The 25422-nt window shown below is 64.1% G+C and carries 26 protein-coding genes; 20 read left to right on the top strand and 6 right to left on the bottom strand.

Annotated elements, in window-relative coordinates; genetic code table 11:
* The first annotated feature begins 33 nt into the window (after positions 1-33).
* Positions 34-1380 (top strand): dicarboxylate/amino acid:cation symporter, encoded by a 1347-nt coding sequence (locus tag WDB91_RS14750; protein ID WP_339114958.1) that lies wholly within the window; start codon positions 34-36, stop codon positions 1378-1380.
* Between the two features lie 145 nt (positions 1381-1525).
* On the opposite strand, the gene WDB91_RS14745 is transcribed toward WDB91_RS14750, so the two are convergent.
* A complete protein-coding gene (locus tag WDB91_RS14745; RefSeq protein ID WP_339114957.1) occupies positions 1526-2224 on the bottom strand; it encodes a fumarylacetoacetate hydrolase family protein in 699 nt (232 codons plus the stop codon).
* Positions 2221-2634: a VOC family protein gene (locus WDB91_RS14740; RefSeq protein WP_339114956.1), complete on the bottom strand. Its 414-nt coding sequence runs from the start codon at positions 2632-2634 to the stop codon at positions 2221-2223. The genes WDB91_RS14745 and WDB91_RS14740 overlap by 4 nt, the downstream gene beginning before the upstream one ends.
* A gap of 93 nt (positions 2635-2727) precedes the next feature.
* Between WDB91_RS14740 and WDB91_RS14735 the strand changes: the two genes are divergently transcribed.
* Positions 2728-3615: a LysR family transcriptional regulator gene (locus WDB91_RS14735; RefSeq protein ID WP_339114955.1), complete on the top strand. Its 888-nt coding sequence runs from the start codon at positions 2728-2730 to the stop codon at positions 3613-3615.
* An 8-nt stretch (positions 3616-3623) separates the two neighbouring features.
* On the opposite strand, the gene WDB91_RS14730 is transcribed toward WDB91_RS14735, so the two are convergent.
* Positions 3624-4286, bottom strand: a complete 663-nt coding sequence (locus WDB91_RS14730; protein ID WP_339114954.1) for a GntR family transcriptional regulator — start codon at positions 4284-4286, stop codon at positions 3624-3626.
* Positions 4287-4418: 132 nt separating this feature from the next.
* Between WDB91_RS14730 and WDB91_RS14725 the strand changes: the two genes are divergently transcribed.
* The 8 genes from WDB91_RS14725 to WDB91_RS14690 all read left to right on the top strand — a co-directional run bounded on the left by WDB91_RS14725 (position 4419) and on the right by WDB91_RS14690 (position 10750).
* Positions 4419-4922 carry an ureidoglycolate lyase gene (locus WDB91_RS14725; RefSeq protein WP_339114953.1) on the top strand — a complete coding sequence of 168 codons (504 nt, stop codon included), beginning with the start codon at positions 4419-4421 and terminating at the stop codon, positions 4920-4922.
* Positions 4919-5827 (top strand): polysaccharide deacetylase family protein, encoded by a 909-nt coding sequence (locus WDB91_RS14720; RefSeq protein WP_339114952.1) that lies wholly within the window; start codon positions 4919-4921, stop codon positions 5825-5827. Before WDB91_RS14725 ends, WDB91_RS14720 begins: the two co-directional genes overlap by 4 nt.
* Positions 5828-5923: 96 nt before the next feature.
* A complete protein-coding gene (locus tag WDB91_RS14715) occupies positions 5924-6772 on the top strand; it encodes a transporter substrate-binding domain-containing protein (protein ID WP_339114951.1) in 849 nt (282 codons plus the stop codon).
* Positions 6773-6846: 74 nt separating this feature from the next.
* Positions 6847-7524 carry an amino acid ABC transporter permease gene (locus WDB91_RS14710; protein WP_339114950.1) on the top strand — a complete coding sequence of 226 codons (678 nt, stop codon included), beginning with the start codon at positions 6847-6849 and terminating at the stop codon, positions 7522-7524.
* Position 7525: 1 nt separating this feature from the next.
* Complete coding sequence (locus WDB91_RS14705; RefSeq protein ID WP_339114949.1) at positions 7526-8200, top strand: amino acid ABC transporter permease; 675 nt, start codon at positions 7526-7528, stop codon at positions 8198-8200.
* A gap of 9 nt (positions 8201-8209) precedes the next feature.
* Positions 8210-9232 carry an NAD(P)-dependent oxidoreductase gene (locus WDB91_RS14700; RefSeq protein WP_339114948.1) on the top strand — a complete coding sequence of 341 codons (1023 nt, stop codon included), beginning with the start codon at positions 8210-8212 and terminating at the stop codon, positions 9230-9232.
* Positions 9219-9974, top strand: coding sequence for an amino acid ABC transporter ATP-binding protein (locus tag WDB91_RS14695; protein WP_339114947.1), 756 nt, complete (start codon positions 9219-9221; stop codon positions 9972-9974). Before WDB91_RS14700 ends, WDB91_RS14695 begins: the two co-directional genes overlap by 14 nt.
* Positions 9971-10750: an SDR family oxidoreductase gene (locus WDB91_RS14690; protein ID WP_339114946.1), complete on the top strand. Its 780-nt coding sequence runs from the start codon at positions 9971-9973 to the stop codon at positions 10748-10750. The genes WDB91_RS14695 and WDB91_RS14690 overlap by 4 nt, the downstream gene beginning before the upstream one ends.
* A gap of 69 nt (positions 10751-10819) precedes the next feature.
* On the opposite strand, the gene WDB91_RS14685 is transcribed toward WDB91_RS14690, so the two are convergent.
* Positions 10820-12190 carry an aminotransferase gene (locus WDB91_RS14685; protein WP_339114945.1) on the bottom strand — a complete coding sequence of 457 codons (1371 nt, stop codon included), beginning with the start codon at positions 12188-12190 and terminating at the stop codon, positions 10820-10822.
* Between the two features lie 284 nt (positions 12191-12474).
* Between WDB91_RS14685 and WDB91_RS14680 the strand changes: the two genes are divergently transcribed.
* The 3 genes from WDB91_RS14680 to WDB91_RS14670 all read left to right on the top strand — a co-directional run bounded on the left by WDB91_RS14680 (position 12475) and on the right by WDB91_RS14670 (position 16067).
* Positions 12475-13542, top strand: coding sequence for an AbrB family transcriptional regulator (locus WDB91_RS14680; protein WP_339114944.1), 1068 nt, complete (start codon positions 12475-12477; stop codon positions 13540-13542).
* Positions 13543-13613: 71 nt separating this feature from the next.
* Positions 13614-15098, top strand: a complete 1485-nt coding sequence (locus WDB91_RS14675; RefSeq protein WP_339114943.1) for an aldehyde dehydrogenase — start codon at positions 13614-13616, stop codon at positions 15096-15098.
* An 18-nt stretch (positions 15099-15116) separates the two neighbouring features.
* Positions 15117-16067, top strand: a complete 951-nt coding sequence (locus WDB91_RS14670) for an NAD(P)-dependent oxidoreductase (protein ID WP_339114942.1) — start codon at positions 15117-15119, stop codon at positions 16065-16067.
* On the opposite strand, the gene WDB91_RS14665 is transcribed toward WDB91_RS14670, so the two are convergent.
* A complete protein-coding gene (locus WDB91_RS14665) occupies positions 16064-16822 on the bottom strand; it encodes an IclR family transcriptional regulator (protein WP_339114941.1) in 759 nt (252 codons plus the stop codon). The two genes, WDB91_RS14670 and WDB91_RS14665, sit on opposite strands and share 4 nt — an antisense overlap.
* Before the next feature lie 180 nt (positions 16823-17002).
* On the opposite strand from WDB91_RS14665, the gene WDB91_RS14660 reads away from it, so the two are divergent.
* From WDB91_RS14660 to WDB91_RS14630, 7 genes are all read left to right on the top strand, one after another.
* A complete protein-coding gene (locus WDB91_RS14660) occupies positions 17003-17620 on the top strand; it encodes a hypothetical protein (RefSeq protein ID WP_339114940.1) in 618 nt (205 codons plus the stop codon).
* Positions 17535-18170 (top strand): extracellular solute-binding protein, encoded by a 636-nt coding sequence (locus WDB91_RS14655; RefSeq protein ID WP_339114939.1) that lies wholly within the window; start codon positions 17535-17537, stop codon positions 18168-18170. Before WDB91_RS14660 ends, WDB91_RS14655 begins: the two co-directional genes overlap by 86 nt.
* A gap of 83 nt (positions 18171-18253) precedes the next feature.
* Positions 18254-19369, top strand: a complete 1116-nt coding sequence (locus WDB91_RS14650) for an ABC transporter ATP-binding protein (RefSeq protein ID WP_339114938.1) — start codon at positions 18254-18256, stop codon at positions 19367-19369.
* Positions 19366-20373, top strand: a complete 1008-nt coding sequence (locus tag WDB91_RS14645) for an ABC transporter permease (RefSeq protein ID WP_339114937.1) — start codon at positions 19366-19368, stop codon at positions 20371-20373. The genes WDB91_RS14650 and WDB91_RS14645 overlap by 4 nt, the downstream gene beginning before the upstream one ends.
* Positions 20370-21236: an ABC transporter permease gene (locus WDB91_RS14640; RefSeq protein ID WP_339114936.1), complete on the top strand. Its 867-nt coding sequence runs from the start codon at positions 20370-20372 to the stop codon at positions 21234-21236. The genes WDB91_RS14645 and WDB91_RS14640 overlap by 4 nt, the downstream gene beginning before the upstream one ends.
* 32 nt (positions 21237-21268) lie before the next feature.
* The gene (locus WDB91_RS14635) at positions 21269-22603 is read left to right on the top strand and encodes an FAD-binding oxidoreductase (protein ID WP_339114935.1); all 1335 of its coding nucleotides are present in this window, start codon (positions 21269-21271) and stop codon (positions 22601-22603) included.
* Positions 22604-22779: 176 nt separating this feature from the next.
* Positions 22780-24021: an FAD-dependent oxidoreductase gene (locus WDB91_RS14630; RefSeq protein WP_339114934.1), complete on the top strand. Its 1242-nt coding sequence runs from the start codon at positions 22780-22782 to the stop codon at positions 24019-24021.
* Between the two features lie 7 nt (positions 24022-24028).
* On the opposite strand, the gene WDB91_RS14625 is transcribed toward WDB91_RS14630, so the two are convergent.
* Positions 24029-25417 (bottom strand): MFS transporter, encoded by a 1389-nt coding sequence (locus tag WDB91_RS14625; protein WP_339114933.1) that lies wholly within the window; start codon positions 25415-25417, stop codon positions 24029-24031.
* Positions 25418-25422: the final 5 nt, after the last annotated feature.

Raw genomic sequence — 25422 nt, 5'->3', positions numbered from 1 at the left:
CATCCGCAGATCTCAAAGCATGTGGAGGAGCAGATGCAGTTCGAGACCGGCGGCACGGCCGCCCATCGGCATATCCCGTTCTATCGTCACCTATATTTCCAGGTTCTCGTTGCCATCATCCTTGGCGCGGCACTTGGCCATTTCTACCCCAGCATCGGTGAAGCGATGAAACCGCTGGGCGATGCCTTCATCAAATTGGTGAAGATGATCATCGCTCCGGTCATCTTCCTGACCATCGTGACGGGTCTTGCGGGCATGGGCTCGCTCAAACATGTGGGCTCGGTTGCGGCCAAGGCCTTCGGCTACTTCCTGTTCTTCTCGACGCTCGCCCTGATCGTCGGAATGGTCGTGGCCAATGTTGTCCATCCGGGCTCTGGCATGAATATCGACCCCGCCTCGCTTGATGCCTCGAAAGTATCGAGCTACGCGGAAAAAGCGCATGAGACCTCGCTTCAGGGCTTCCTCATGGGTATCATCCCGACCACGCTGGTCTCGGCCTTTGTCGATGGCAACATCCTGCAGGTCCTGCTGGTTGCGATCCTCTTCGGCGTCGCCTGCATCATGGTCGGTGAACCCGCCCAGCCCGTCGTGAAATTCTGCGAGAAACTCTCGCTGGTGATCTTCCGTCTGGTGGCGGTCCTGATGAAAGCCGCGCCCATCGGTGCCTTCGGGGCCTTCGCCTTCACTATCGGGAAATACGGTATCGGCTCGATCGCGAACCTCGCGATGCTGGTCGGCACCTTCTACCTGACGGCGGCGATCTTCATCTTCGGCGTGCTCGGCATTGTCGGCAAGCTCTGCGGCTTCTCGATCTTCAAGCTGGTCGCCTATCTGAAGGCCGAACTGCTGCTGGTTCTGGGCACCTCGTCCTCGGAATCCGCGCTGCCCGCACTGATGGAGAAGATGGAACGCGCAGGCTGTGCCCGCCCCGTGGTGGGTCTCGTGGTCCCGACCGGCTATTCCTTCAACCTCGACGGCACCAATATCTACATGACGCTGGCCGCGCTCTTCATCGCCCAATCGATGAATATCGACATCAGCCTCGGTGACCAGATCCTGCTTCTGCTCGTGGCGATGCTCTCGTCCAAAGGCGCTGCAGGTGTGACGGGTGCAGGTTTCATCACGCTGGCCGCGACCCTCTCGGTGGTGCCCACTGTGCCGGTCGCCGGTATGGCGCTGATCCTCGGTGTCGACCGCTTCATGTCGGAATGCCGCTCGCTGACCAACTTCATCGGTAATGCGGTCGCCACGATCGTCGTCAGCCGCTGGGAAGGCAAGCTCGACAAGGAACAGCTCAACCGCGCCCTGAATGGCGAGCTGCCCCCGATCCAGCACTCCACCGTCCATACGAGCGACGTGGCAGAGCCCCACCAGGCCTGATCCCCTTCCTCCCCAAGTCCGGTCCTCCCACCGGCAAAGCACGAAAAACCGGAGCACCTTGGGTGCTCCGGTTTTTTCTTGTCCCGTTCGGCGGAAATAGCGCCGGGGCGCGGCTCCCGCAGGATCCGCACTCCGGCCGCGAGACTTACACGATCCGCGTCTCGATCCGGCCAAGACCGTCGATCTCGACGGCAACCAGATCGCCTTTCTCGAGGCGTCCGACACCCGCCGGTGTGCCGGTGAAGACCAGATCGCCCGCCCCCAGAGTGACCGAGGCGGAAAGCGCCGAGATCACTTCGGGGATCGTCCATATCATCTGCGCCAGATCGCCGGACTGGCGCTCCTCACCATTCACGAAGCTGCGGATCGCACCGGCGGTAAGCACATCGGCGCGGTCCTGCACAAGATGGCGATGCACCGGGCCCACGACCGCTCCGCCATCGAAGCCCTTGGACAGATCCCACGGGCGTTTCAGCGATTTGGCAAGCGCCTGCATGTCGCGCCGCGTCAGATCATTGCCCACGGCATAGCCGAAGATGGTGCGCGATGCGGCCTCCAGATCCAGATCGCGCCCGCCCGAGCCGAGGCAGACCACCAGCTCGCCCTCGTAATGCAGGTCTTCGGTCTGCGGCGGGAAGGGCAGATCCTGCCCGCCCTCGGTGATGCTATCGGCCGGTTTCGAGAAGAAGAATGGCGGCTCGCGATCGGGATCATGCCCCATCTCGCGGGCATGCTCGGCATAGTTACGCCCGACGCAATAGATCCGCCGGATCGGAAAGCGCGCGGTTTCACCCTCGACCGGCAACGAGGGCACGGGCGGCGGCGTGAAGACATACTCGCTCATTTCGCGAAAAGCCCGTCGAAATCGGCAAAGCCCTTGATCTCGATCGGGTTACCCGACGGGTCGAAGAAGAACATGGTGCGTTGCTCGCCCGGTTGCCCCTCGAAACGGATGACCGGCGGAATGTCGAAGGCGATGCCTTTCGACTGCAGACGGTCGGCCAGAGCCTTCCAGTCATCCAGCGCCAGAACCGCACCCATATGCGGCATCATCACCATATGATCGCCGACTTTACCGGTGCGGGTGGTCTCGAAAGGCTTGCCCAGATGGAAGGACAGCTGATGACCGAAGAAGTCGAAATCGACCCAGGTATCGGTCGAACGGCCTTCCTCGCAGCCCAGAACATCGCCGTAGAAATGGCGCGTCTCGTTGAGATCGGTAACGTGGATGGCAAGGTGGAACAGGGATTTCATAAAGGCTCTCCAATTGCGTATTGGCCTTTTGGGTAGAGAAACCGTAGAGAAAGGAAAAGCTGGAAATTCTTTGTCTGAGAGATAGAAAAACCGATGGATATCCGGTTTCTTGAAAGCCTGATCGCGGTCAGCGAGTTGGGATCGATCGTGGCCACCGCGCGCGCTCAGGGGCTGACCCCTGCGGCCGTGAGCCAGCGGATTCAGGTGCTCGAACGCGATCTGGGCCTGCGCCTGCTGGACCGGCAGGCCAATGCGGCGCTCCCTACCCCTGCCTGCCGCGACCTGCTACCCGCCATGCGCCAGCTGGTAACGCAGGCGCGCGCCCTCGAGCAGGCGGCCAAGCCCTCCGAGGCGGCTGGCCCGCTGAAGCTGGGCGCGATCTCGACGGTGCTGACAGCCCTTCTGCCCGATATTCTGGAACATATGCCCAAGCGCGCGCCAAAGGTTGAGCTGCGCATCACACCGGGCAGCTCGGCCCAGCTTTACGAGGCGCTTCTGGCGGGCGACTTGGATGCGGCGCTGCTGGTCGAGCCGCCCTTCGATCTGCCCGATAGCCTCGAGGCACAGGTGCTACGGCGCGAGCCGCTCTGCCTGTTGGCACCGCCCGCCTGTCGGGAAAAGGCCCTTGCGCGGATCTTCGAGGACCTGCCACTGCTGGCCTATGACCCACAGTCCTGGGGCGGGGCCATCGCGCAGCGTTATCTGCGGGATCACGGGCTGAAGCCGGTGGTCTTATGCGAACTGGACGCATTGGAGGCGATATCGGCCCTTGTCGCGCGGGGAGCAGGGGCCGCGCTGGTGCCGGACTGGCCGGAACTGCAAGGGGCCTCCCCCCTGCCCGACGGGGCGCAATATGGCAGGACCGTCTCGCTGGTCACACCGCGCACCTCGCCGCGCGCCGCCAACCTGCAGGCGCTGCGCGATGTGATCGAGGGATGCCGTCGCGCGGGCTGCACCTTCCTGTCGGGCGCGCCGCGCTAGGCGCGGAGTTACATCCCCGTATACCAGCGCAGGAACCGCTCACGGACTCGATGGGCATGCTCGGCCATCGCCGCGCGCGCCCGATCCGCATCGCGGTCCGAAATCGCCTCGAGCACCGTGAGATGCTCCTTCGCCTGATCCGAGAAATTACGCTCCATCCGCGCCACGTTACACATACGCACGCGGTCGCGATTCTCGCGGATCATCTTGGCCAGCAACGGCATGCAGCTCGCATTGGCCACGAAATTATGGAAGCGGTCATCATAGGCCCAGAAGGTCTCGAGCTCGGTCTGTGGCGTGGACATGATCTCGCGGGTCTCGTCGATCAGCGCGGACAGCTCGGCCGTGTCGGCGCGCAATGCCGTCTGTGCCGCCGCTTCACTTTCCAGCTGGCGGCGGATGACCATGATCTGCAACAGCTCGTCAAGCGGCACCTCGCGGATGACCAGTGTCCCGTTCGAGAGCCGTTCGGCAAGCCCCTCACCGATCAGCCGCGTGATCGCCGTGCGGAAGGGCGTGCGGGAGAACTCCAGTTGGGCTGCCAGCTTTCTTTCGGTAAACACCGCGCCGGGCTGCAACTCGCCCGTGAGGATCAGGCTGCGGACATATTGATAGGCCTGTTCCGATAGGCTGCTGGCTTTTTCCAGCTCCAGATTTTCGCCATCGCCCATATTTTCAGCAATCCCTATGACAAAATTTCTTATCTGTCCGACATTGGCAAATCTCTCTTGCCAGCGCAATATCCAGATGGCATCTAACTGGTATCCCACCGGGATACGAATAGTAATAAAGGACGTTCCGAAGTGTCTCTGCCAGCCTCTCTCCCTTCCCTGACCGAGGAAGCCTTTGCTCCCTATGGCAAGGTCATCCGCCATAAGGGACAGGAACGTCGCGCCTATTTCAGTTCCGATATCGGCGATGATGTCACGGGAACCTCTGTCACAAGCTGGGTCTCGCGCATTGCCGCACCGCTGGCCGAGGACATGGCCCTCACCAGCTTCGAACGCCATCCCCATACCGACCAGCTCTTCGTGCCACTCAGCGGCCAACGCTTTCTGGTGGTGGTCTGTGACGACGCGAACGGCAAACCCGCAGCAGACACCGCGCGCGCTTTCATGGCTGAGCCGGGCACGGGCGTGCTGTTCCACCGCAATATCTGGCATGCCGGCATGCAGACATTCGATGCCCCCGCCGAGTTCGTCGTGATGATGCGCAAGGGGCTGCCTGACGACGATGTGTTCGTGGATCTCGATGCGCCCCTGCCGCTCGCCACGATCGCCTCTTGTGCGACGGAGCGCGCGCTATGACCGATAACAGCCATCTCGAACGCGATTTTCGCGGCTATGCCGGTGCCCTGCCGCAAGCGCAATGGCCCAATGGCGCCCGTCTCGCGCTGAACTTCGTGATCAATATCGAGGAAGGCTCCGAGCCTTCGGTCCCCGACGGGGATGAAGCGACCGAACAGGGGCTGACCGAGGCCGGGGGCGACCCGATGCCGGGGCGCAATCTGGCCGCCGAGACCATGTTCGAATATGGCAGCCGGATCGGATTCTGGCGCATCGCCAAGATGTTTGCCGAGCGCGGCCTGCCTGCCACCGCCATGGCCTGCGGGCTGGCCCTCGAGCGTAATCCCGAGATCACCGAATGGATCAGGCAGTCGGAGTTCGATGTCTGCGCCCATGGCTGGCGCTGGGAACATCACCGCAAGCTCAGCCGCGAGGACGAGGCCGCCCGCATCGCACGCACTGTGGACTGCTTCAAGCGCCTCCTTGGCGCACCGCCCGAGGGCTGGTATTGCCGCTACGGGCCGAGCCTGAACACCCGCGCGCTTCTGGTCGAGCATGGCGGCTTCCTCTATGACAGCGACGCCTATAATGACGAGCTACCCTACTGGACGCGCGTCGATGGCAAGGACCATCTGGTCCTGCCCTATTCGCTGGCCACCAATGACGCCAAATTCATGCGCGGCGGCATCGCGACCGCGCAGGACTTCTTCGAATATCTGCGCGACAGCGTCGAGTTCCTCTGTGCCGAGGAAGAGCCGCGCATGCTCTCGGTCGGGCTGCATCTACGGGTCGCGGGCCATCCGGGCCGCGCTCTGGGGCTGCGCCGTTTCCTCGACTGGGTCAAGGAGCGCGACGATGTCTGGATCTGCCGCCGCAGCGATATCGCGCATCACTGGGCCAAGACCCATCCGCCTGCAAAGGCGTAACCCGATAGCCGGAAGCCCTGCTTCCGTCTCTGGCCCCGCTCCCCGCAGGGCCCAAAAGCAAGAACCTTCTCTCCAATCCAACCCAACAGGGAAATCATGAAAAAATCTCTCTATGCTCTCGCCCTCGCCTCGGTCATGGCTGTGCCCTCCTTCGCAATGGCCGATGAACACCCCGCAGACCAGCCGCTGCTCGTGGGCTCCGATTTCGGCGTGGCCCCGTGGATGATGCGCTCCGTCGACGGCCCCGAGGGCTTCGGCTATGACATGATCCAGGATATCGCCAAGCGCATCGGTCGCCCCGAGGCCAAGGTCGATGACATCGCCTTCTCGGGTCTTTTCGCCGCGCTGCTGTCGGGCCGTATCGAGATGACGGCGAACCCGCTCAACATCACCGCCGAGCGTGCCAAGACCATGCTCTATACCGAGCCCTTCATGGCCACCGGTAACGGCTTCATCACCGCCAAGGGCGAGAAGATCGCAAGCCTCGAGGACCTCAAGGGCAAGGTTCTGGCCGTGAACCGCGGCACCACGCAGGACAAATGGGGCACCGAGAATGCCGAGAAATACGGCTTCACCGTGCAGCGTTTCGACAGCTTCCCCGATTCCGTTCAGGCCGTGATCACCCATCGCGCCTTTGCCGCCGCCAACGAGATCCCGACCGCCTCCTATGCGGCCTCCAAGAACCCCGCCATCGAGCTGGCCTATTCCGATTATGACGGGCGGATGTTCGGCTATGCCTTCCGCAAGGAAGACGTTGCCTATCGCGACAAGGTCGAGACCGCGCTCGAATGCATGAAAGAGGATGGCACGCTCAAGAAGCTCTATGACAAATGGTATGGCGGCGAGCTGCCCGCAGACAGCCCGCTCCTGACCGTCTATCCGGGCTTCGGTGCACCGGGCTTCGAGGGCTATGACGAGAAACCCCACGAGCTGGACTGCAAGTAATCGCGCAGACCTTATGGCCAGAGCCCGTCAGGCTCTGGCCCTCCCCCCACAAGACTGGCGACGACTGAAAACCAATGGATAAACTCGCGCAAAATTTCTTCAATACCGAGGTGATGCTCGCGGCGCTGCCATCGGTCTTCCAGGGCTTCCTCATCACGATCGAGGTTTCTTTCGCCATCATCGCCATCGGGCTTGTGCTCGGCATGGCGCTGGCCCTGTTACGTCTGACCGGATCGCGGCTGCTGAGCGCGCTGGTTACGGCGTGGATCGAGATCTTCCGCACCCTGCCGCAGCTCGTGATCCTGATCTTCCTCTTCTTCGCGCTGCCCTATGCGGGGATCGCGCTCTCGCCCTTCGTGGCTACGGCCTTTGCGCTCGGCTTCGTGCTCTCGGCCTTTTGCGCCGAGATCTTCACCGCCTCCATCATGGCGCTGCCCAAAGGTCAGTGGGAGGCCGCCCATGCCTTGGGCTTCGGCACCTTCCGCACGCTCTGGCTGATCATCCTGCCGCAATCGGTGCGGCTCGCCACGCCGCTTGTGACGAACCGCGTGATCGCGGTCACCAAAGGCTCGGCGCTCGGCACGGCGGTCTCGCTCAATGACACGCTGGGCTCGGCCGAGAGCATCATGTCGATCACCGCGAACCCCTCCCCGCTGATGCTGGCCGCCGCCTTCTATCTGGCGTTCTATATACCGCTCGTCGCCTGTTCCCGCTGGCTCGAACGCCGCGCCAGCTCGCACAAAGGAGCCTGATATGGAACTCTTCCTCGCGAATTTCGCCAATATCGACTCCCTGAAACAGACATGGCCGCTTCTGGCCCAGGGCCTTGTGGTGACCATGCAGCTGGTGCTTGTCTGCCTGCCGCTTGCCGCGCTATCGGGTCTTCTGGTGGGGGTGCTCTATTCCTTCGCCCCGCCTGCCGCCCGCCGTATTCTGGTGATCGTGATCGACCTTCTGCGCTCGTTCCCCGTGCTGGTCCTGCTGATCGTCATCTATTACAGCCTGCCCTCGGTCGGCATCAAGATCTCGGCCTTCTCTGCCGTGGTGCTGGCACTCGTGCTCAACAATACTGGCTATTTCGGCGAGATCTTCCGCGCGGGGCTTGTCTCACTCGACAAGGGCCAGACCGAGGCCGCGCAGGCGCTCGGTTTCGGTCCGATCCGCATGATGATCTGGATCCTGTTGCCGCAGGCCCTGCGCCGGGTGGCTGCCCCTTGCGCCTCCAACGCGCTCGAGCTGGCCAAAGGCACCTCGATCGCCTCGATCGTGGCGCTGCCGGAACTCCTGCGCTCGGCCAATGTGGCCCAGCAACAGGTCTATAACCCGACGCCGCTCACCGCGACCGCGATCATCTTCTTCGTGCTCCTATGGCCCTTCTCGCGCTGGGTGTCGGTGCTCGAACGCCGCGCGATCATCCGTCGGGGCTGAGCGATGTCTATGCCGATAACGCCCCGGACACCGGCCATTGCCATCATCGGCGGCGCAGGCTTCATCGGCCTCGCCTGTGCCGAGGCGGCACGCGCCATGGGCTGCCGCGTGGCCCTGCTGGATCTGGCGCCGCCCCCCGCCGGATGGCTGGCCCATCCCGCGCTGGCGGGTGCCAGCTTCCATCCCTGCGATCTGCACGACCCGGCCTCCGTGCAGACGGCGTTGGCCGAGGCACAGCCCGATCTGGTGCTCCATCTCGCGGCCCTCACCCCCGATGCGGCCCAGATCCGCCAGAGCGCGGACCGGATCGTGGCGCTCAATGTCGCGGGTATCGCCACCGCGATGACGGCGGCCGCCGATCTCGGGATCCCCCGCTTCGCAATGACCTCCTCCGTCGCGCTTTACGGCACCAAAGGCCCCTGGCCCGAACAGAGCACCCTCACGGAAGACGGCCCGCTCTGCCCCGACAGCCTTTACGGGCTGACCCGCGGTGCCGCCGAGGATCTGGCCCGCCTTCTGGCGCCCGAATTCGGCCTCTCGCTGCAGATCCTGCGGCTCGGTCCGGTCTTCGGGCCTTGGGAACGGGCGGGGGCCACGCGCCCCAATCTCTCGCCCCATGCCCAAATCGAGGCGCTGGCACAGGACGGCCTCCCCGCCACGCTGCCCCACGAGATGCGCGCCGACTGGCTCTATTCGCGCGATGCGGGCGAGATCATTGCCGGCCTCCTGTGCCTCTGGCCCGAAACCGGAACGGACGGGACCGTCTTCAATATCGGCGCGGGCCAGCTCTCGAGCCCTGCCGACTGGGCGGCGCTCACCGGCCTGCCGCCCGTGCGGATCGATGCGCATGCGCCCAGCGTGACCGCGCGCATGGCCCAAGGCCGCCCGCCCCTCGACACCGCCCGCAGCCTGCGCGCCCTCCAGCGCCCCGCCGCGAGCCGCTCCCTTGCCGCCGCCGCCGAGGATTACCTCCGTTGGCGCGCGGACTTCCCCGACACCGACACTCCGGAGACCGTATATGCCCGCTTCTGATACCGCGACAGACCCGCTCATCAAGGTTCAGGGCCTCTCGAAGTTCTATGACAAGTTCCAGGCCCTCAAAGAGATCACCCTCGACGTCCCGAAAGGCCGCAAGGTCGTTATCTGTGGCCCCTCGGGCTCCGGTAAATCGACACTGATCCGCTGCATCAACGGGCTCGAGAAATTTCAGGACGGGCTCATCCGCGTCGGCGATAACGAGCTGACATCTTCGGGGCGCGGCGTCGACAAGGTGCGCCGCCGCGTGGGCATGGTGTTCCAGCATTTCAACCTCTTCCCGCATCTGAGTGTGCTCGACAATCTCACCGTCGCCCCGCGCCGGATCGGCAAGGTGCCCAAAGCCGAGGCCGAGGACCGCGCGATGTATTATCTCGAACGCGTCCGCATCGCCGATCACGCGTATAAGGTTCCGAGCCAGCTTTCGGGCGGCCAGCAGCAGCGTGTGGCCATCGCCCGCGCCCTGTGCATGGAGCCCGAGGCGATGCTGTTCGATGAGCCGACTTCGGCGCTCGACCCCGAGATGATCGGCGAGGTGCTCGATGTGATCACCGATCTGGCCGCGGGCGGGATGACCATGATCTGCGTCACCCACGAGATGGGCTTTGCCCGCAAGGTCGCCGACGAGATTGTCTTCATGGATCAGGGCGCCATTCTCGAACGCCGTCCGCCCGAGGATTTCTTCACCGCCCCGCGCCATCCCCGCGCGAAGGCCTTCCTCGAACGGATCATCCGGTGAGCCGCCTGAACGGGCTGACCGCCCTTGTGACCGGTGCCTCATCGGGGATCGGTCGCGCCATCGCGCTGCGTCTGGCCTCCGAAGGCGCCACCACCATCGCCGCCGATGTGACCGAGCATGTGGTCGAGGGCGGCGATCCCGTGCGCGCGCCCCTGCGCGCCCTGTCACCGGCCAATGAGTTCGCACGCCTCGATGTGCGCGATCCCCTGGCCACACAGGATCTGATCCGCGGGATTGCCGCGCGTCACGGACGGCTCGATATCGTGGTGACCTCGGCCATGGTGCCGGGGGGACGGGCGCTGCCCGATACCGATCTGGCCGAGTGGGAGCGGGTCACCTCGGTCAATCTGACGGGTGTCTATGTCACGCTGCAGGCCAGCCTGTGCCAGATGCTGGCGCAGGATCCGCGTGGCCCCGAGGGCGAGCGTGGACGGATCATCAATATCGGCTCGCAGCACGGGATGATCGCCTCGCCGCGCTCCTTCGCCTATGGCGTCTCGAAAGCGGCCGTGCTGCAGATGACCCGCCAGATCGCGGCCGATCATGCCACCGACGGCATCGTGTGCAACGCCGTCTCGCCGGGCAAGATCCTGACCGGCAAGAGCGGCCCTGCGGTCAGCGAGGAGGCGATGGCCTATTCGCGCGCCCGCACGCCCTCGCCCCGTCTGGGCCAGCCGCGCGATGTGGCCGAGGCCGTGGCCTTCCTCGCGGCGCCCGAGACGCAATTCATCAACGGGCATAACCTTCTGGTCGATGGCGGCTGGATGGCCGCCTGACCCCCAACGGTTTCTCCGTCATCCCCTACGCCCGCCGCACGGGCGGGCGTAGGGGCGTTTCCTGTGCGCTCAGAGCGCGGCATGCGCCTCGTCGAGCGCGGCCTTGAGACGGGTAAACATCTCGCCCACCTCGGCTTCGGTGATGATCTGCGGCGGGGCGAGTGCGATCCGGTTGCCGATCAGGCGGGTGATCAGCCCGTGTTTGCGGGTCAGCCGGTCGAGCATCGGCATCACAGCCAGCGCCGGATCATGTATCGCACGGGTCTTCTTGTCGGCCACCACCTCGAGCGCACCGATCAGGCCGACACCATCGATATTACCGACCAGCGGATGGTCTTCCAGCGCCTTGAATCCGCCAAGGAAGGCGGGCTCGAGCGATTTCACATGGGCCACCAGATCCATTTCCTCGTAGATCGTCAGCACCTCATGGGCCACGGCGCAGGCCACCGGATGTCCGCTATAGGTATAGCCATGGGTGAAGCTGCCACGCTTGTCGGACTGGGCCATCATCCCCTCAAACACGCGCTCGCCCACGATCACCGCCGAGATCGGGATTACCGCCGCCGAAAGCGCCTTGGCGCAGCAGATCAGGTCAGGCTTGATCCCGTAGGTCTGGCTCCCCCACATCTCGCCTGTGCGGGCAAAGCCGCAGATGACCTCATCGGCCACGAAAAGCACTCCATATTTGTCGAGAACCGCCTGAACCTTCTCGAAATATCCGGCGGGCGGGGTGATGGCGCCGCCCGAGCCCATGACCGGCTCCGCCCAGAAGGCCGCTACCGTCTCGGGGCCCTCGCGCAGGATCAGCTCCTCGATCTCGTTGGCAAGGCGGGTGGAAAACTCCTGCTCGCTCTCGCCCTCTTCGGCCTTGCGGTAGTAATAGGGTTGGGTGACATAGTGGAACTCGCTGAAGGGCAGCCCGTAGCCCTCATGGAACTTCACCTTGCCGGTCAGGCAGGAGGTCAGCGTGCCAGTGCCGTGATAGCCCTCGTGACGCGAGATGATCTTGCGGCGCTGCGGGGCGCCCATCGCATCCCAGTAATACCACACGAGCTTGAGTGCGGTGTCATTGGCCTCCGTGCCCGAGGATTGCAGCAGGATCTTGTCCATGCCGTCGGGCGCGATATCGGCCAGTTTCGAGCAAAGCTGGGCCGCCTGCGGCGTGCCTGAGCCGCGGAAGTTGTGGTAATAGCCCAGATCGGTGATCGCCTGCTTGGCCACCTCGGCCAGACGCGCGTTGCCAAAGCCCAGCGACGAACACCAGAGCGCCGCGGCCCCTTCGATATAGCCCTTGCCCGTCTCATCAAAAACCTGAATGCCCTCGCCACGCACCAGCAACTCGTTCGGGCCGGTTTCCAGATGTTTACGCAGGTTGGTATGCGGGTGGATCTGATGGGCCGCATCCATCGCGGCCACGGAATTCAGCAGGGGTTTATTCATCAAGACAGCCTTTCAACACTGTGCCGGAATCGGGGGCGACGCGTCAGGATATGGCGCGAAAACGTTTAGTATTATTCTATTGGGCAGAACACTATTTCCATAAATAGAACATCGCCCTTTTCGTTCGTCAAGCAGCATGGCGCCTTTCCGGTGCAGGATATTCGTCACTGCCTCGAAGTTAGGCTCTTGTCAGCCCAAGGGAATATTGTTCTATTTAACATAACTAAGTTCTATCTAGTAGAATATTTCCAGTAACGACGCCCGCGCGGCGCAGGAGACGCTTCGTGGTGACATTCTGGAAGATCCTTCTGGTTCTGACGGCTGCAGGTGGCGGCGGCGCATTGGCGACCGCCGCCCATATCCCGCTCGGCTGGCTGATCGGCGCCTTGCTTGTCAGCACGGGATTCACGCTGGCGGGGATGACGATCCGCATCGACCGTATCCGCGCCTACGGGCTGGTGGTGCTGGGGCTCTCGCTGGGTCAAAGCTTCACTCCCGAGATCATGGCCCAACTGATTGCCTATCTGCCGCTGATCCTCGCCTGTGGCCTCTTCACGCTGCTCTCCGGCCTGCTGTTCACGGGCCTGTTCACAAAGGGCGCGGAGCTTGATGCTTCGACGGCGTTTTTCTGCACCATACCGGGGGGCGTCGTGCTGATGGCCGTGCAGGCACAGCGGGCGGGCGCATCGGAGGCGCATTTGGTGCTCGCACAGACCGTGCGGCTCGGCGTGGTCGTGCTCAGCTATCCGGTGCTGCTGCATGTCTTCCTGCCCGATCACACCCGCGACGCGGTTGCGGCCGCGGTGGGCGGAACACAGGCCTACACACCGGCCGATCTCCTCTGGGTCGCCCTCCTGCTGGCAGGCGGGGTGGGCGTGGCGCATCTGGCGCGCCGCAGCTTCCTGCCCAACCCGTGGATGATCGCGCCCTGCCTCTTCGCCATCGCGCTGCAGCAGACGGATCTCGATCCGGTGACCCTGCCGCATTGGATCGTGACCGTCTGCCAGATCATTCTCGGTGTCTCGCTGGGCGCGCGGATGGTCCCCGATTTTCTGCGCCGCTCCTTGCGGCTGGTGGTGGTCTCGGCGGTCTCCACCCTCTGTCTTACCGTGCTTCTGGTCCTGGCCGCGCTGGCGATGGCGCGGATAAGCACCATGGACGAGGCCGCGCTGCTCTTCGGCATGTCCCCAGGCGGCATGCCGGAAATGACGGTGGCCGCGCGCGCCATGGGGGTCTCGGTGCCACTGGTGCTGAGCTTCCACCTCACCCGCATCCTGCTGGCCAATCTCATGCTCGAACCGTTCTGGCACATACTGAGCCGCCTTCTGGCACGTTGTGGCGCTAAGCCCTGACCCCGTTTGACATTCCGCTCTTGCACGGAGCCTCACATTCCTGCCCCATAGGGCACATGAAGGACGATGACATGACCCTGCTGACCGTTGAGAACTTTATCGATGGCGCATCCTGCCCCGCGCAATCTGGCGCGTGGCTCGAATGCGACAATCCCTATGAAGCCGCGCCTTGGGGTCGCATTCCGCGCTCGGATGCGGCGGATGTGGAACTGGCCGTGGCCGCCGCGCACCGAGCGTTCAAAGACCCCGCATGGGGCGGGCTGACCGCCACGAAGCGCGCGGCACTCATGAACCGTATGGCCGATGTGATCACCGCCCATGCCGAGGAACTGGCGCGCATCGAGACCCGCGACAACGGCAAGACCTACAAGGAGATGCTGGCGCAGCTCAGGCGCATCCCCGAATGGTATCGCTTCTATGCGGGGCTCTGCGACAAGATCAACGGCGCGGTCCTGCCCACCGAGAACCCCGATATGATGAACTATACCCGCCACGAGCCGCTGGGGGTCATCGCGATGATCACGCCGTGGAATTCGCCGCTGATGCTACTCAGCTGGAAGCTGGCACCGGCGCTGGCGGCGGGCAATGTGGCAGTGGTGAAACCGTCGGAATATACCTCTGCCTCTGCCGTGCGCTTTGCCCAGATCGTGACCGAGGAGGCCGGGCTTCCGGCGGGCGTGCTGAATATCGTGACGGGTCTCGGGGCCGAGGCCGGTGCCGCGCTGACTCGCCATCCCGGGATCGCCAAGGTGGCCTTTACCGGCGGCATTGGCGGCGGGCGTCAGGCCTATATGGCCGCCGCCCATAACCTGCGCCCCGCAACGCTGGAACTGGGCGGGAAATCCCCCAACATCGTCTTCGCCGATGCCGATCTCGAGCAGGCCGCCCGCGGCGTGGTGCAGGGCATCTTCGGCTCGGGCGGGCAAAGCTGTGTGGCGGGCTCGCGGGCACTGGTGCATGTGTCGGTCTATGACCGCGTCCTGACACGCATCACGGAGTTGGCGGACAAGATCCGCCTCGGCGATCCGATGTCGCCTGACACCGATATCGGCCCTGTCGCCAACAGGGCGCAATTTGACCGCATCATGACCTGTATCTCTTGGGCAAAGGAAGATGGCGCCCGCCTTCTGTGCGGGGGCGGGGCGGTGGCCGACCCGAAGGGCGGTGCGGCGCTGTTTGTCGCCCCCACCATTTTCGCCGATGTCGATCCCGCCTCGCGCATCGCGCAGGAAGAGGTCTTCGGCCCGGTCCTGTCGGTGATCCCCTTCGAGACCGAGGCGCAGGCGGTCGAGATCGCCAATGGCACGGCCTTCGGTCTGGGCGCCGGCCTCTGGACCCGCGATATCGCACGCGTCCACAAGATCGCCGCCCGGATCGAGGCTGGCACCATCTGGGTCAACAGCTATAAAGGCGGCTCGCATATCTCGCCCTTTGGCGGCTTCAAAGCCTCCGGCATCGGTCGCGAAGGCGGTGTCGAGATGATCCATGACTATCTCCAGACCAAGAGCGTTTGGATCAATCTCGCCGATGAGGCGCCCTACCCTTTCCCACTCTGAACCCTTGAAAGAAAATCCATGACAGCCGATCGCCACCCCGTTATCGCCAACCAGATCGATGCCGAATTCGGCCGCTTTCTGGCCGCTCTGCCGCAAGCACCACAGGTGATCGATTGTCTGGATGCCGACCGCCCCTTCGATGTGCCCACCGAGGCGGAAATCCTCGTCACGCGCAATATCCCAGGCTGGAAACAGGCCCCCGCCCACCTGGACCTGCCCGCACTGAAATGGGTGCAGACCTTCTCGGCGGGGGTCGAGGTCTATCCCGACTGGTTGAAAAAGGACCGGATCGTCAGCTGCGGGCGCGGGCTGACCGCACCCCAGATCGCCGAATATGTAATGGCGGCGATGCTCCTGATGGTGAAGGATCTGGCCGGTGCGGTGGTGCATGGCCCATCCGACTGGGGGCCGCGCAATCTTGGCACACTCGAGGGCGGCAGTGTCGGTATCATCGGCTACGGCGCTATCGGCTCGGAGATCGCGCGACGCGCGCTGGCCTTCGGCATGGAGGTGCGCGCCTGCCGCCGTGGCCCGTGGGACAGCCCCGAGGAAGGGGTTATCGCCTGTGCCTCGCCACAAGAGGTGGCGCAAGCCTCCGATCATATCGTGCTGGCCGCGCCACTGACGCCCGAGACGGAAGGCATGGTCAACGAAGCCTTTCTGGCAGGGGCCAAGAGAGGCTGTCATATCATCAATATCGCACGCGGCGGGCTCGTCGATGACGCAGCCCTTCTGGCCGCGCTCGGGGATGGCACGGTTGCGCGTGCCACGCTGGATGTGACCACGCCCGAGCCCCTGACGGATGGCCACCCCTATTACGGCCATCCCAATGTGCTGCTGACCCCGCATCAATCCTTCAGGGGCGGGTCCGAGCGTGCGCGGTTCGAGCGCAAGATGGCCTTCAATCTGGCGGCCTATCTGTCAGGAAACCCGATGAGGGATGTGGTGGATCTGGTGCGCGGCTATTAGAGCCGCCCTTCCCAGAGTTCATAGAACCGCGCGCCGAGCGAGGCGCAGGCCGTGGCGGCCCCCGCCATGAGGATCGGCTGGATCTCGTCGATCTTGGCCTCGGTCAGCCGCGCGGCGGGCCCCGAGACCGTCATCGCTCCGAGCATCGCCCCGTCCGCCCCGAAGATCGGCACCGAGAGCCCCGCGATCCCCGGCCCGCGCTCGCCCACCGAAACGGCAGGCAGCTCGTTGAGGATATCCAGAGGCGCGGGCTCGTCGCCGCGCATCATGTCATAGTCGATGAAAACATGGCTGGGAGCGCCCTTGCCGATATCCACCGCATCGCCCTCCGCGACATGTTCGCGCAGCAGTTCATTGCAGTCCTCGCGGAACAGACAGACCCGCTTCTGCCCCTCGCGCCGGAAGAAGGAGGCGCTCTCTCCTGTCACTGCCACGAGCTTTTGCAGGACCGGACGGATCTCGCCCTCGAGGCTGAAGGTCGACTGGTAGATCCGCCCGACGCGGAAGGCCTCGGGACCGATGACATAGGTCTTGTCGGCGCTGATACGCAGATAGCCCGCCGATTGCAGCGACACCAGAAGCCGCAGCACCGAGCTTTTCACCAGCCCCGTGCGAGCGCTGATATCGCCCAGAGACAGGCGCTTTGTCGTCGAGTCGAAGAGGCTGAGGATACGCAGCGCCTTGTCCACCGCCTCCACGCCTTTCGTCTTCAGCTTGGCGGGTGCCTGATAGCCACTTTTTTGATCCCCTGACACTTCCGATCCTCCGACATGAGAGAAATTGCCGATTTCGCTTCCGGCAAACTTGACGTGCTCACTTCCATTTTTCATCATTCTATTAAGCAGCAAGACATTTCACCAGATAGAATATTATAATACCGCAAAATAATCGCCCTCAACGGCTCCGGTGCTTGCTGTTCCAACATGGAGATATTGATGACCAAGACGCACACTCCCACCAGCACCTCCCTCACCGCCGCCGCCGCGCGCAGTTTCAACCGCCGGACCCTCCTGAGCACGGCGCTTGCCGCAGGTGCCGCCACGATAGCCGCGCCGCTTTACGTCAAACGTGCCTTTGCCGCCAGTGGCGAGCTGAACCTTCTGTGCTGGTCCGACGAGCTGCCCGAGGAGGTGATGTCGGGCTTCACGGAAGCCACCGGCATCAAGGTGAACAAGACCCCCTTCTCCTCGAACGAGGAAGCCATCAACAAGATGCAATCGACCTTCGGCGAAGGGTTCGATCTTGTGATGCCGTCGTTCAACCGTGCTTCGGAGTTCAAGTATATCGAAGCGCTTCAAGCCTTTGATGAAGATCGCATAGATCTGTCGGCCTATCAGCCGTCGATCCTGAAAGCCTCGACCGGTCTGTGGACGTGGGACGATGGGCTTTATCACATCCCCCATGTCTGGGGCACCGAGGGGCTGTCCTTCAACACTTCGACCGGCATCGATTACGCGCAAGCGAGCTATGGTCTGCTGTGGGAGCCCGACTTATGCGGGCAAGGCGCAGGTTCGCCCGACCTCGGCGCTTCTCGGTCTGGGCCTGTGGCTTGATGCGACAGGCCAGGTGCCCTCGAACCGCATGCTCGATTGCTACAAAGATCAGGAGACGATGCGCAAGATCTACGACCAGATCTTCGCCTATGCGGTCGAGCGCAAGGGGAATTTCAAGCAGTTCTGGGACAGCGCGGACAGCATTCGTTCGGGATTTGCGCAAAATGGCTGCGTGATTGGCCAGACATGGGATGGTCCGGTGAAATCCATGGCCAAGGATGGCGAGCCGGTGGTATTCATGGCGCCACAGGAAGGCGCACTGACATGGATGGACGGCTTCGCGATGTCGGCTGCGGCCCGCAATATCGACGAGGTCTATGCCTTCTTCGACTATATCCTGAAACCCGAGACTGCAGGCAAGATCGCCTCTGATGGCGGCTACAGCCCCTCGGTGGCGGGCGCGGATGAATATATGACCGCCGAGGACAAGAAGCTGTTCCAGGCCGCCTATCCCGAGGACGCACTCGACAAGCTCTGGTGGTATCCGGCCAGCCCCGAATGGTTCAACCCGATCCGCAACGACTATGCGGAACGCTTCAAGGTCTCCTGAGCCACTCCCCGTCCCCAGACTGGCCGATCCGTCGCAGACCCTGCGGCGGGCCGGCATCTTTTTCCTCAAAGAGAGCAGACCCCATGACGAGTGCAATCGAACTCGAGCAGGTGGAGATCACCTTCGGCAGCTTCACCGCCGTCCATAAAACCGACCTCCAGATCCATGATGGCGAGTTCTTTTCCTTCCTTGGTCCGTCGGGCTGCGGCAAGACCACCCTGTTGCGCACGATCTCCGGTTTCGTGCAGCCGACCTCCGGTCAGGTGCGGATCGGCGGCAAGGATATGGCCGGGATCGGCCCCAACAAACGCCCGACCGCGCTGATCTTCCAGAACCTCGCGCTCTTCCCGATGATGACCGTGGCCGAGAATGTGGCCTATGGCCTGCGGGTGCGCGGTATGGGCAGATCCGAACGCGAGGCGCGGGCGCTGAAGCTTCTGGATCAGGTCGCCCTTTCGCCCCACGCGCATAAGAAGGTCAGCGCGCTTTCGGGCGGGCAGAAACAGCGTGTGGCGATCGCGCGTGCGCTTGCGGTCGAGCCGAAGGTGCTGCTGCTGGACGAGCCGCTTTCGGCGCTGGACCTGAAGCTGCGCCAGCATATGCGCCGCGAGCTGCGCGAGATCCAGCAGCGCGTGGGCATCACCTTCATCTATATCACCCATGATCAGGGCGAGGCGCTAAACATGTCCGACCGGATCGCGGTGATGAATGCAGGCCGGATCGAGCAGGTCGGCTCGGGCCGCGAGATCTATGCCAATCCGCGCAGCGCTTTTGTTGCTTCCTTCGTGGGCGAGAGCAATATGATCCCCGGCCGCGTGGCCGCGGTCTCCGATGGGCTCGTGCATGTCGATACGCAGGTGGGCCAGCTGACGGGCCGCATCGGTCTGGGCATGGATGGCGTGACCCCGATTGCGCTGGATGTGGGCGATCAGGCCTCGCTTTTCGTCCGCCCCGAACAGCTGAGACTGGTGCCCGCAGGGGCCGCGCGGCCCAATTGCGGTTTCGGCGCCAGGGTGCGCGATCTGTCCTTCGAGGGCTCGATGACCCATCTGGAACTCGATGCGGGTCTGCCCCGCAAATGCGATGCCACCATCATGACCTCGAATGCAGGCACCCTGCCCGAGATCGGCACCGAATTAACGTTGCAATTCGATCCGCTCGATGCCGTGGTTCTCAAGCATGAAGGGGTGGCCGCGTGAACAACCTGCCGATCACCTTTATTGTAACGGCGCTGATGCTGGCGCTGTTTTTCTTCCTGATCCGCTATGATCGCCTGCGCGCAACAACCGGTCATATCGGCTTTTTCAAGCGCAATGGCGGCATGGTCGGAACCTATCTGATTGTCGGCGTGGGCTTCTGGATGCTGATGACATTCCTGATGCCGATGGTGTTCATGGTGGATCTGTCCTTCCACCACAAGCTGCCGCCCTCCAAGGTGGGCGGGCCGGAAGATGTCTACACACTCGACAATTACCGGATGTTCCTCTTCGGCTCGAAGACCAGCATGGACAGCCTCAACTGGCTGCATCTGCGCAGCTTCTTCATGACCATCGGGATCTCGATCCTGCTGACGCTGCTGACCTTCGCCATCAGCTATCCGCTGGCCTATTATATGGCGCAGGCGGCACGGATGCAGGTGCTGCGCCTTTTGTTGCTGCTTCTGATCATCCCTTACTGGGTCAATGACATCCTGCGCGCATTTGCCTTCCGCATTGTGATGGCCGAGAACGGATTTCTCAATACGCTGCTGCAGGGGCTGGGACTGACGGGCGGGCCGATCGACTTCCTCGGCCAGAATATCGCACTCTATGTGGCGCTGTGCTATTCGCATCTGCTGATCATGATCTTCCCGCTCTATAACGCGATCGAGGCGCAGGATCACAACCAGATCGAGGCCGCGCGCGACCTTGGCGCGCCGTGGTGGCATATCCACCTCTTCGTGGTCATGCCCCATGCCAAACCGGGCATCGCCTCGGGGATGACGCTGACCTTCATGCTGACGGCGGGTGCTGTTGCTACACCCATGGTGCTTGGCGGGCCGAATTCGCTGTGGTTCACGCCCATCGTCTATGACCGTTTCTACCAGCTCTTCGACTGGCCGCAGGGGGCCGCCTACGCCATCGTCCTGCTGATCGCCTGTATGACCTTCGTCTTCGGTGTGTTGAAGATTTCCGGTCTCAAACTCGGGGAGATCACCAAATGAACCAGCAGAAAATCAATTCCGCTCTGGTCGGCATCTATCTTGTGGTGTTCTTCATCTTCCTGCTCGGGCCGCTTCTGGTGATGGCTGTCTCGGCCTTCAACACCCCGAACTACCCGCAGGTCTGGCCGATAGAAGGCGTCACACTGGACTGGTTCAGGGAGCTACTCCACGATCAGGAGATGCTCGAGGGCCTGCGCACCTCGGTGATCATCGGGATCAGCGTCTCGATCCTGTCGGTGGCAATGGGGCTGGCCGGCGCGCTGGTAATGACCCAGCTCTTCGGCACATCGCGCGCCTATTACTATTTCCTCGTTGTGGCACCGGTGCTTATTCCGGGGATCGTGCTGGGGATCGCAACGGTCGTCTTCTGGCGCGATTTTACGGGGCTTCTGGGGCTGCGCAGCCTGCTTTACAACGGGACAGTTCTGACCATTCTCGCGCAATCGAGCTTTGTGTCTTCCTATTGCATGCTGATCATTCTCGCGCGGCTCCAGCGGTTCGATATGTCGCAGGAGGAAGCGGCGCTCGATCTGGGGGCCAGCTATCCGCAGGTCTTCCGGGATGTGCTCCTCCCCTATCTGCGGCCTGCGATCCTGTCCTCGATGATGCTGGGGTTCCTCACCTCGTTCGAGAACTATAACGCGACCACTTTCGCCATCCTCGCCGACAAGACCCTGACCACCGTGCTGGCCTCGCGCGTGCGGATGGGCTCCTCGCCTACCATCTCGGCGCTGGCAACCGTCATCGTCGTTCTGACGATCATCGCGGCGCTGATGTTCGAATGGGTCAAACGCCGCGAGCAGACGCGCCAGTGGAAGTTGCAAAAGGACGCACAGGCCAGTGACCAGCTGGAAACGGCCTGAAGCCTCTTCACAAGGAATGGAAGGAACGGGACATGTCTCCCAAGGTAGATCGCGTCACCACCTCTGACGTGCTTCCCGAAAGCGCCGATGTGGTGGTTGTCGGTGCAGGGATTGTCGGCGTCACAAGCGCGCTGTTTCTGGCAGAGCGCGGCCTGAAGGTCGTGGTGCTCGAGAAGGGCCGCGTGGCGGGCGAACAGTCGGGCCGCAACTGGGGCTGGGTGCGCGAGCAACTGCGCTCGCCGGTCGAACAGGAGCTGGCGATCCTGTCGCTGCGGCTCTGGCGCTCGATGGACCAGCGGATCGGACAGGATGCGGGCTTCCGCAAGACCGGCATGATGGTTGTGTCGAAAGACCCAGGGGAACGCCAGCGCTGGGAGGCATGGGCGCGCAGCATGGCCCATCACAACCTCCCCGGCGGTATTCTGGAGGCCGATGAGGTCAAAGCCGCCCTGCCCGACACGGCCGAGGACTGGCATCATGCCATCCACTCTCCCGAGGATGGCTGGGCCGAGCCACAGATCGCCGTGCCCGCGATGGCGCGTGGCGCGCAGGCCAAAGGCGCCATCATCGTGCAGAATTGCGCGGTGCGCGGCTGGGAAACCTCTGCGGGCCGGATCTCGGAGGTCGTCACCGAGCGCGGCACGATCCGCTGCGCGAAGGTGCTGGTTGCGGGCGGGGCATGGTCGTCGATGCTCCTGCGCCCTCAGGGCATCCGGTTCCGCCAGTCGGGTGTCTTCGGCACCGCCTTCCGCACCAATGCAGGGGCCGAGCTCTATGCAGGCGGGGTGGGCAGCCCGCTCTTTTCCTATCGCCGCCGCGATGATGGCGGCTATACGGTGGGGCTGCGCGGACGTGGCCGGATCGAGCTGTCCCCGATGGGGGTGCGCGATGCATGGGCCTTCCGCAACCTCTTCTTCCTGCGCCGCGACCAGCTGACCTTCGCGCTGACGAAATCGACGCTGAACGGGCCTTTCGCCTTCCGGTCATGGAAGAATTCCGGCCCCTCACCCTTCGAGGAAGACCATGCCCGCATCTATGATCCCCCCGCCGATCCCAAGCTGGTCGCGGGCGGAATGGCGGCGTTCGAGGCGGCCTATCCGGTGCTCAAGGGCGTGGGCGTGGCCGAAAGCTGGGGCGGTGTGATCGACGCCACCCCCGATATGGTGCCGGTGATCGGCGCCGTGCCGCAGCAGGCGGGTCTCTTTGTCGCCAGCGGTTTCTCGGGGCATGGTTTCGCCATCGGTCCGGGGGCGGGCTATCTGATGGCGCAGATGATCGCGGGCGAGCCCCCCGAGATCGACATAACAGGCTTCCGCTTCGAGCGCTTCGATCAGGGCCGCGCGCATCCGGTGCATCACTGGATCTGACACCGTCGCGATCTGCGGCCCCTGACACCCCCTCGGGCCACAGATCGGGTCTTACCATTGCGCGCCCGAGCTGGCATCCTGCGCCGACAAACAGACAGTTTTACCGGATACTGATCGCGCATGGCCTCCTCTCTCGCACCCTGCCCTGACACAAACGGCCCCAAGAGGCCGCACCCATGAGCCCCACAGCCATTGTCCTCGGGGCCGGAATGGTCGGCACCGCCACGGCGCTGGCGCTTCAGGCACGCGGTTGGGAGGTCACGCTGATCGACCGGCGGCCTGCAGGACAGGAGACCAGCTTCGGTAATGCAGGCATCATCGAGGCCGAGGCCGCCGAGCCGTTCGCCATGCCGCGCGATCCGGCCAGCCTCTGGGCCATCGCCACCGGCCGCAATAACGAGGTGGCATGGGATCTGCGCGGGGTTCTGGCGCAGGCGCCCGCGCTCTGGCGGTATTTCCGCGCCTCTGCCCCCGCACGCCATCTTGCGCTCTCGCGCCATTACGCCGCCCTGACGCGCCGCGCCACGTCAGATCACGCGCCCCTGATCGCCGCTGCAGGCGCTGACCCCCTGATCCGGCGCGACGGGTTCTATATGGTGATGCGCGATCCGCGCGCGCTCGAAACCGCCTGGACGGAGGCGCAGCGCCTGCGCGAGAGCTACGGGGTCGCCTCGGACATTCTCGACAGCACGGCCCTGCGCGCCGCCGAGCCGGTTTCCGCGCGGGCCGCAGGGGCGATCCTGTGGCCGGAGGCGTGGTCCTGCCGTGATCCGGGAGCACTGGTGAGCGCCTATGCCGCTCTCTTCACCGCGCGGGGCGGGCGCATGATGCACGCGGATGCGACACAGCTGCAGCGCAAAGGATCGGGCTGGGAGCTTGGCGGGGCTGAAGCCCAGCATGTGGTGCTGGCCCTCGGCCCGTTCAGCAATGCCCTTCTTGCGCCCCTGATCGGGCTGTCCCTGCCGATGGTGCTCAAACGCGGCTATCATTGCCATATGGAGGGGGCGGCGCTCCCCTCGCGTCCGGTGCTGGATGCCGATTACGGTGTGGTTGCCGCACCAATGGTCCGCGGCCTGCGGCTCCTGACCGGTGCCGATCTCTGCGCGCATCCCGCCCGCGCGCCGCGCCAGCTGGCCCGAGGCGAGGCGGCGCTGCGGCAGCTGCTCGATCTCGGGCAGCGCAGCACGGATCCCGTCTGGACCGGTCAGAGGCCCTGTATGGCCGATATGCTACCGGTTCTGGGGCCGGTCACCGGCCAGCGGGGAATGTGGATCCATACCGGCCACGGGCATCAGGGCTTCACGCTGGGGCCGACCACCGCCGCATTGCTCGCCGATGCCATGACCGAGGGGCGCCCCCTGCCCGACGCGCTCTTGCTCTCACGCGCGCGGGGCCATCGGTGGCACGGTGCCCGCTGAGCGCCCCTCAGCCCGCGATAACAGAACGGGCCACAGCGCTCCGGCGCAGGCTCATCAGCCCGCCCGCAATCGCGGCAATGGCGGCAAAGGCCAGCCCGAGCTGCGGCACCTCTCCCTCGGGCAGCAGCGCGAACATGATCGACAGTGCCAGCCCGCCAACCGTCTGGCCGAGCAGCCGCGCCGTGCTCTGGCAGCCCCCCGCCGCCCCTGCCCGCACCCGCGGCGCCGTCATCAGCATATTGCGGTTATTGGGCACCTGCACGAAGCCGAAGGCCGCCCCCGAGATCACCATGCCGAGGATCAGCGGCACCAGCGATGTCGACCAGACCGAGGCGATCGCGAACCCGAGCGCCATGACGAGCGCCCCGATAGCACAGAGCCGCGCGCCATCGATCCGGTCGGCCATCCGCCCCGCCCATGCGCCGGTCGTCGCCAGAGCCAGCGGCCATGCGCTCATCGCGAGCCCCATTTCCAGAGGCGACATCGAGAACCCGCGCATCAGCAGGAAAGGCAGCGCCACGAACCCCGCCATCTGGCCCGCGAAGATCGTCACGGAGACGATGATCGATAGCCGGAATGCGGGACGGCGCAGTAGATCGAGCGGGATGACGGGGGTCTCCTTGTGCCATTCGCGCCGGATCAGCGCGGCAAAGACCAGCACGCTCGCCGCCAGCATCGCCCAGCCCTGCCACGGCACGACCGCCACCCGCCCTGCCCCGAGGATCAGCGCGGCAAACCCCAGCGCATTCATCACCATCGCCGGAATATCGGCGCGGCGCCCCGTGCCCCGCGGCCCGATCAGCGCCACCGATGCCACAAGCGCCACGATCCCCACCGGCACGTTGAGCGCGAAGAGCCACGGCCAGCCGGTCACCGACAGGACCGCCGCGCCAAGCGCGGGCCCCGCCGCCGTCGCCAGCGCCACCACCATCGAGTTGAACCCGATCACCCGCCCCAGCATTCCCGCAGGCAGGCTGTAGCGCAAAAGTGCGATGGTCAGCGACATGATGGGCGCCGCGCCGATCCCCTGCAGCACCCGCGCCGCAATCAGCCAGTCGATGCTGGGCGCCAGCGCACAGAGCCCCGAGGAGAGCGTGAACAGGATGACCCCACCGGTAAACAGCCGTTTGGGACCGATGGCCTCGCCCAGAAACGCCATCGGCAGGAGCCCCATGACGAGGGTCAGCTGATAGGCGGTGACCACCCAGACCGTTTTCGAGGTCGAGGCATTCAGGCTCTCGTGGATCGCCGGAAGCGCGACATTGGCGATGGCCCCGTCGAGCACCACCAGCGTCAGCGTCACCAGCAGAGCAAAGAGCGCGAAATAGCGGCGCGGCACGGGCAGGCCGTCCTCGTAAACGGTGGTTTGCGTGGCCGCAGGATCGGCATGGGTCATCGGGA

The sequence above is a fragment of the Thioclava sp. GXIMD2076 genome (assembly GCF_037949795.1).
Classification (GTDB): domain Bacteria; phylum Pseudomonadota; class Alphaproteobacteria; order Rhodobacterales; family Rhodobacteraceae; genus Thioclava; species Thioclava kandeliae.
The sequence above is the reverse complement of the archived record's forward strand: the minus strand, read 5'-3'. Positions and strand labels throughout refer to the sequence as shown.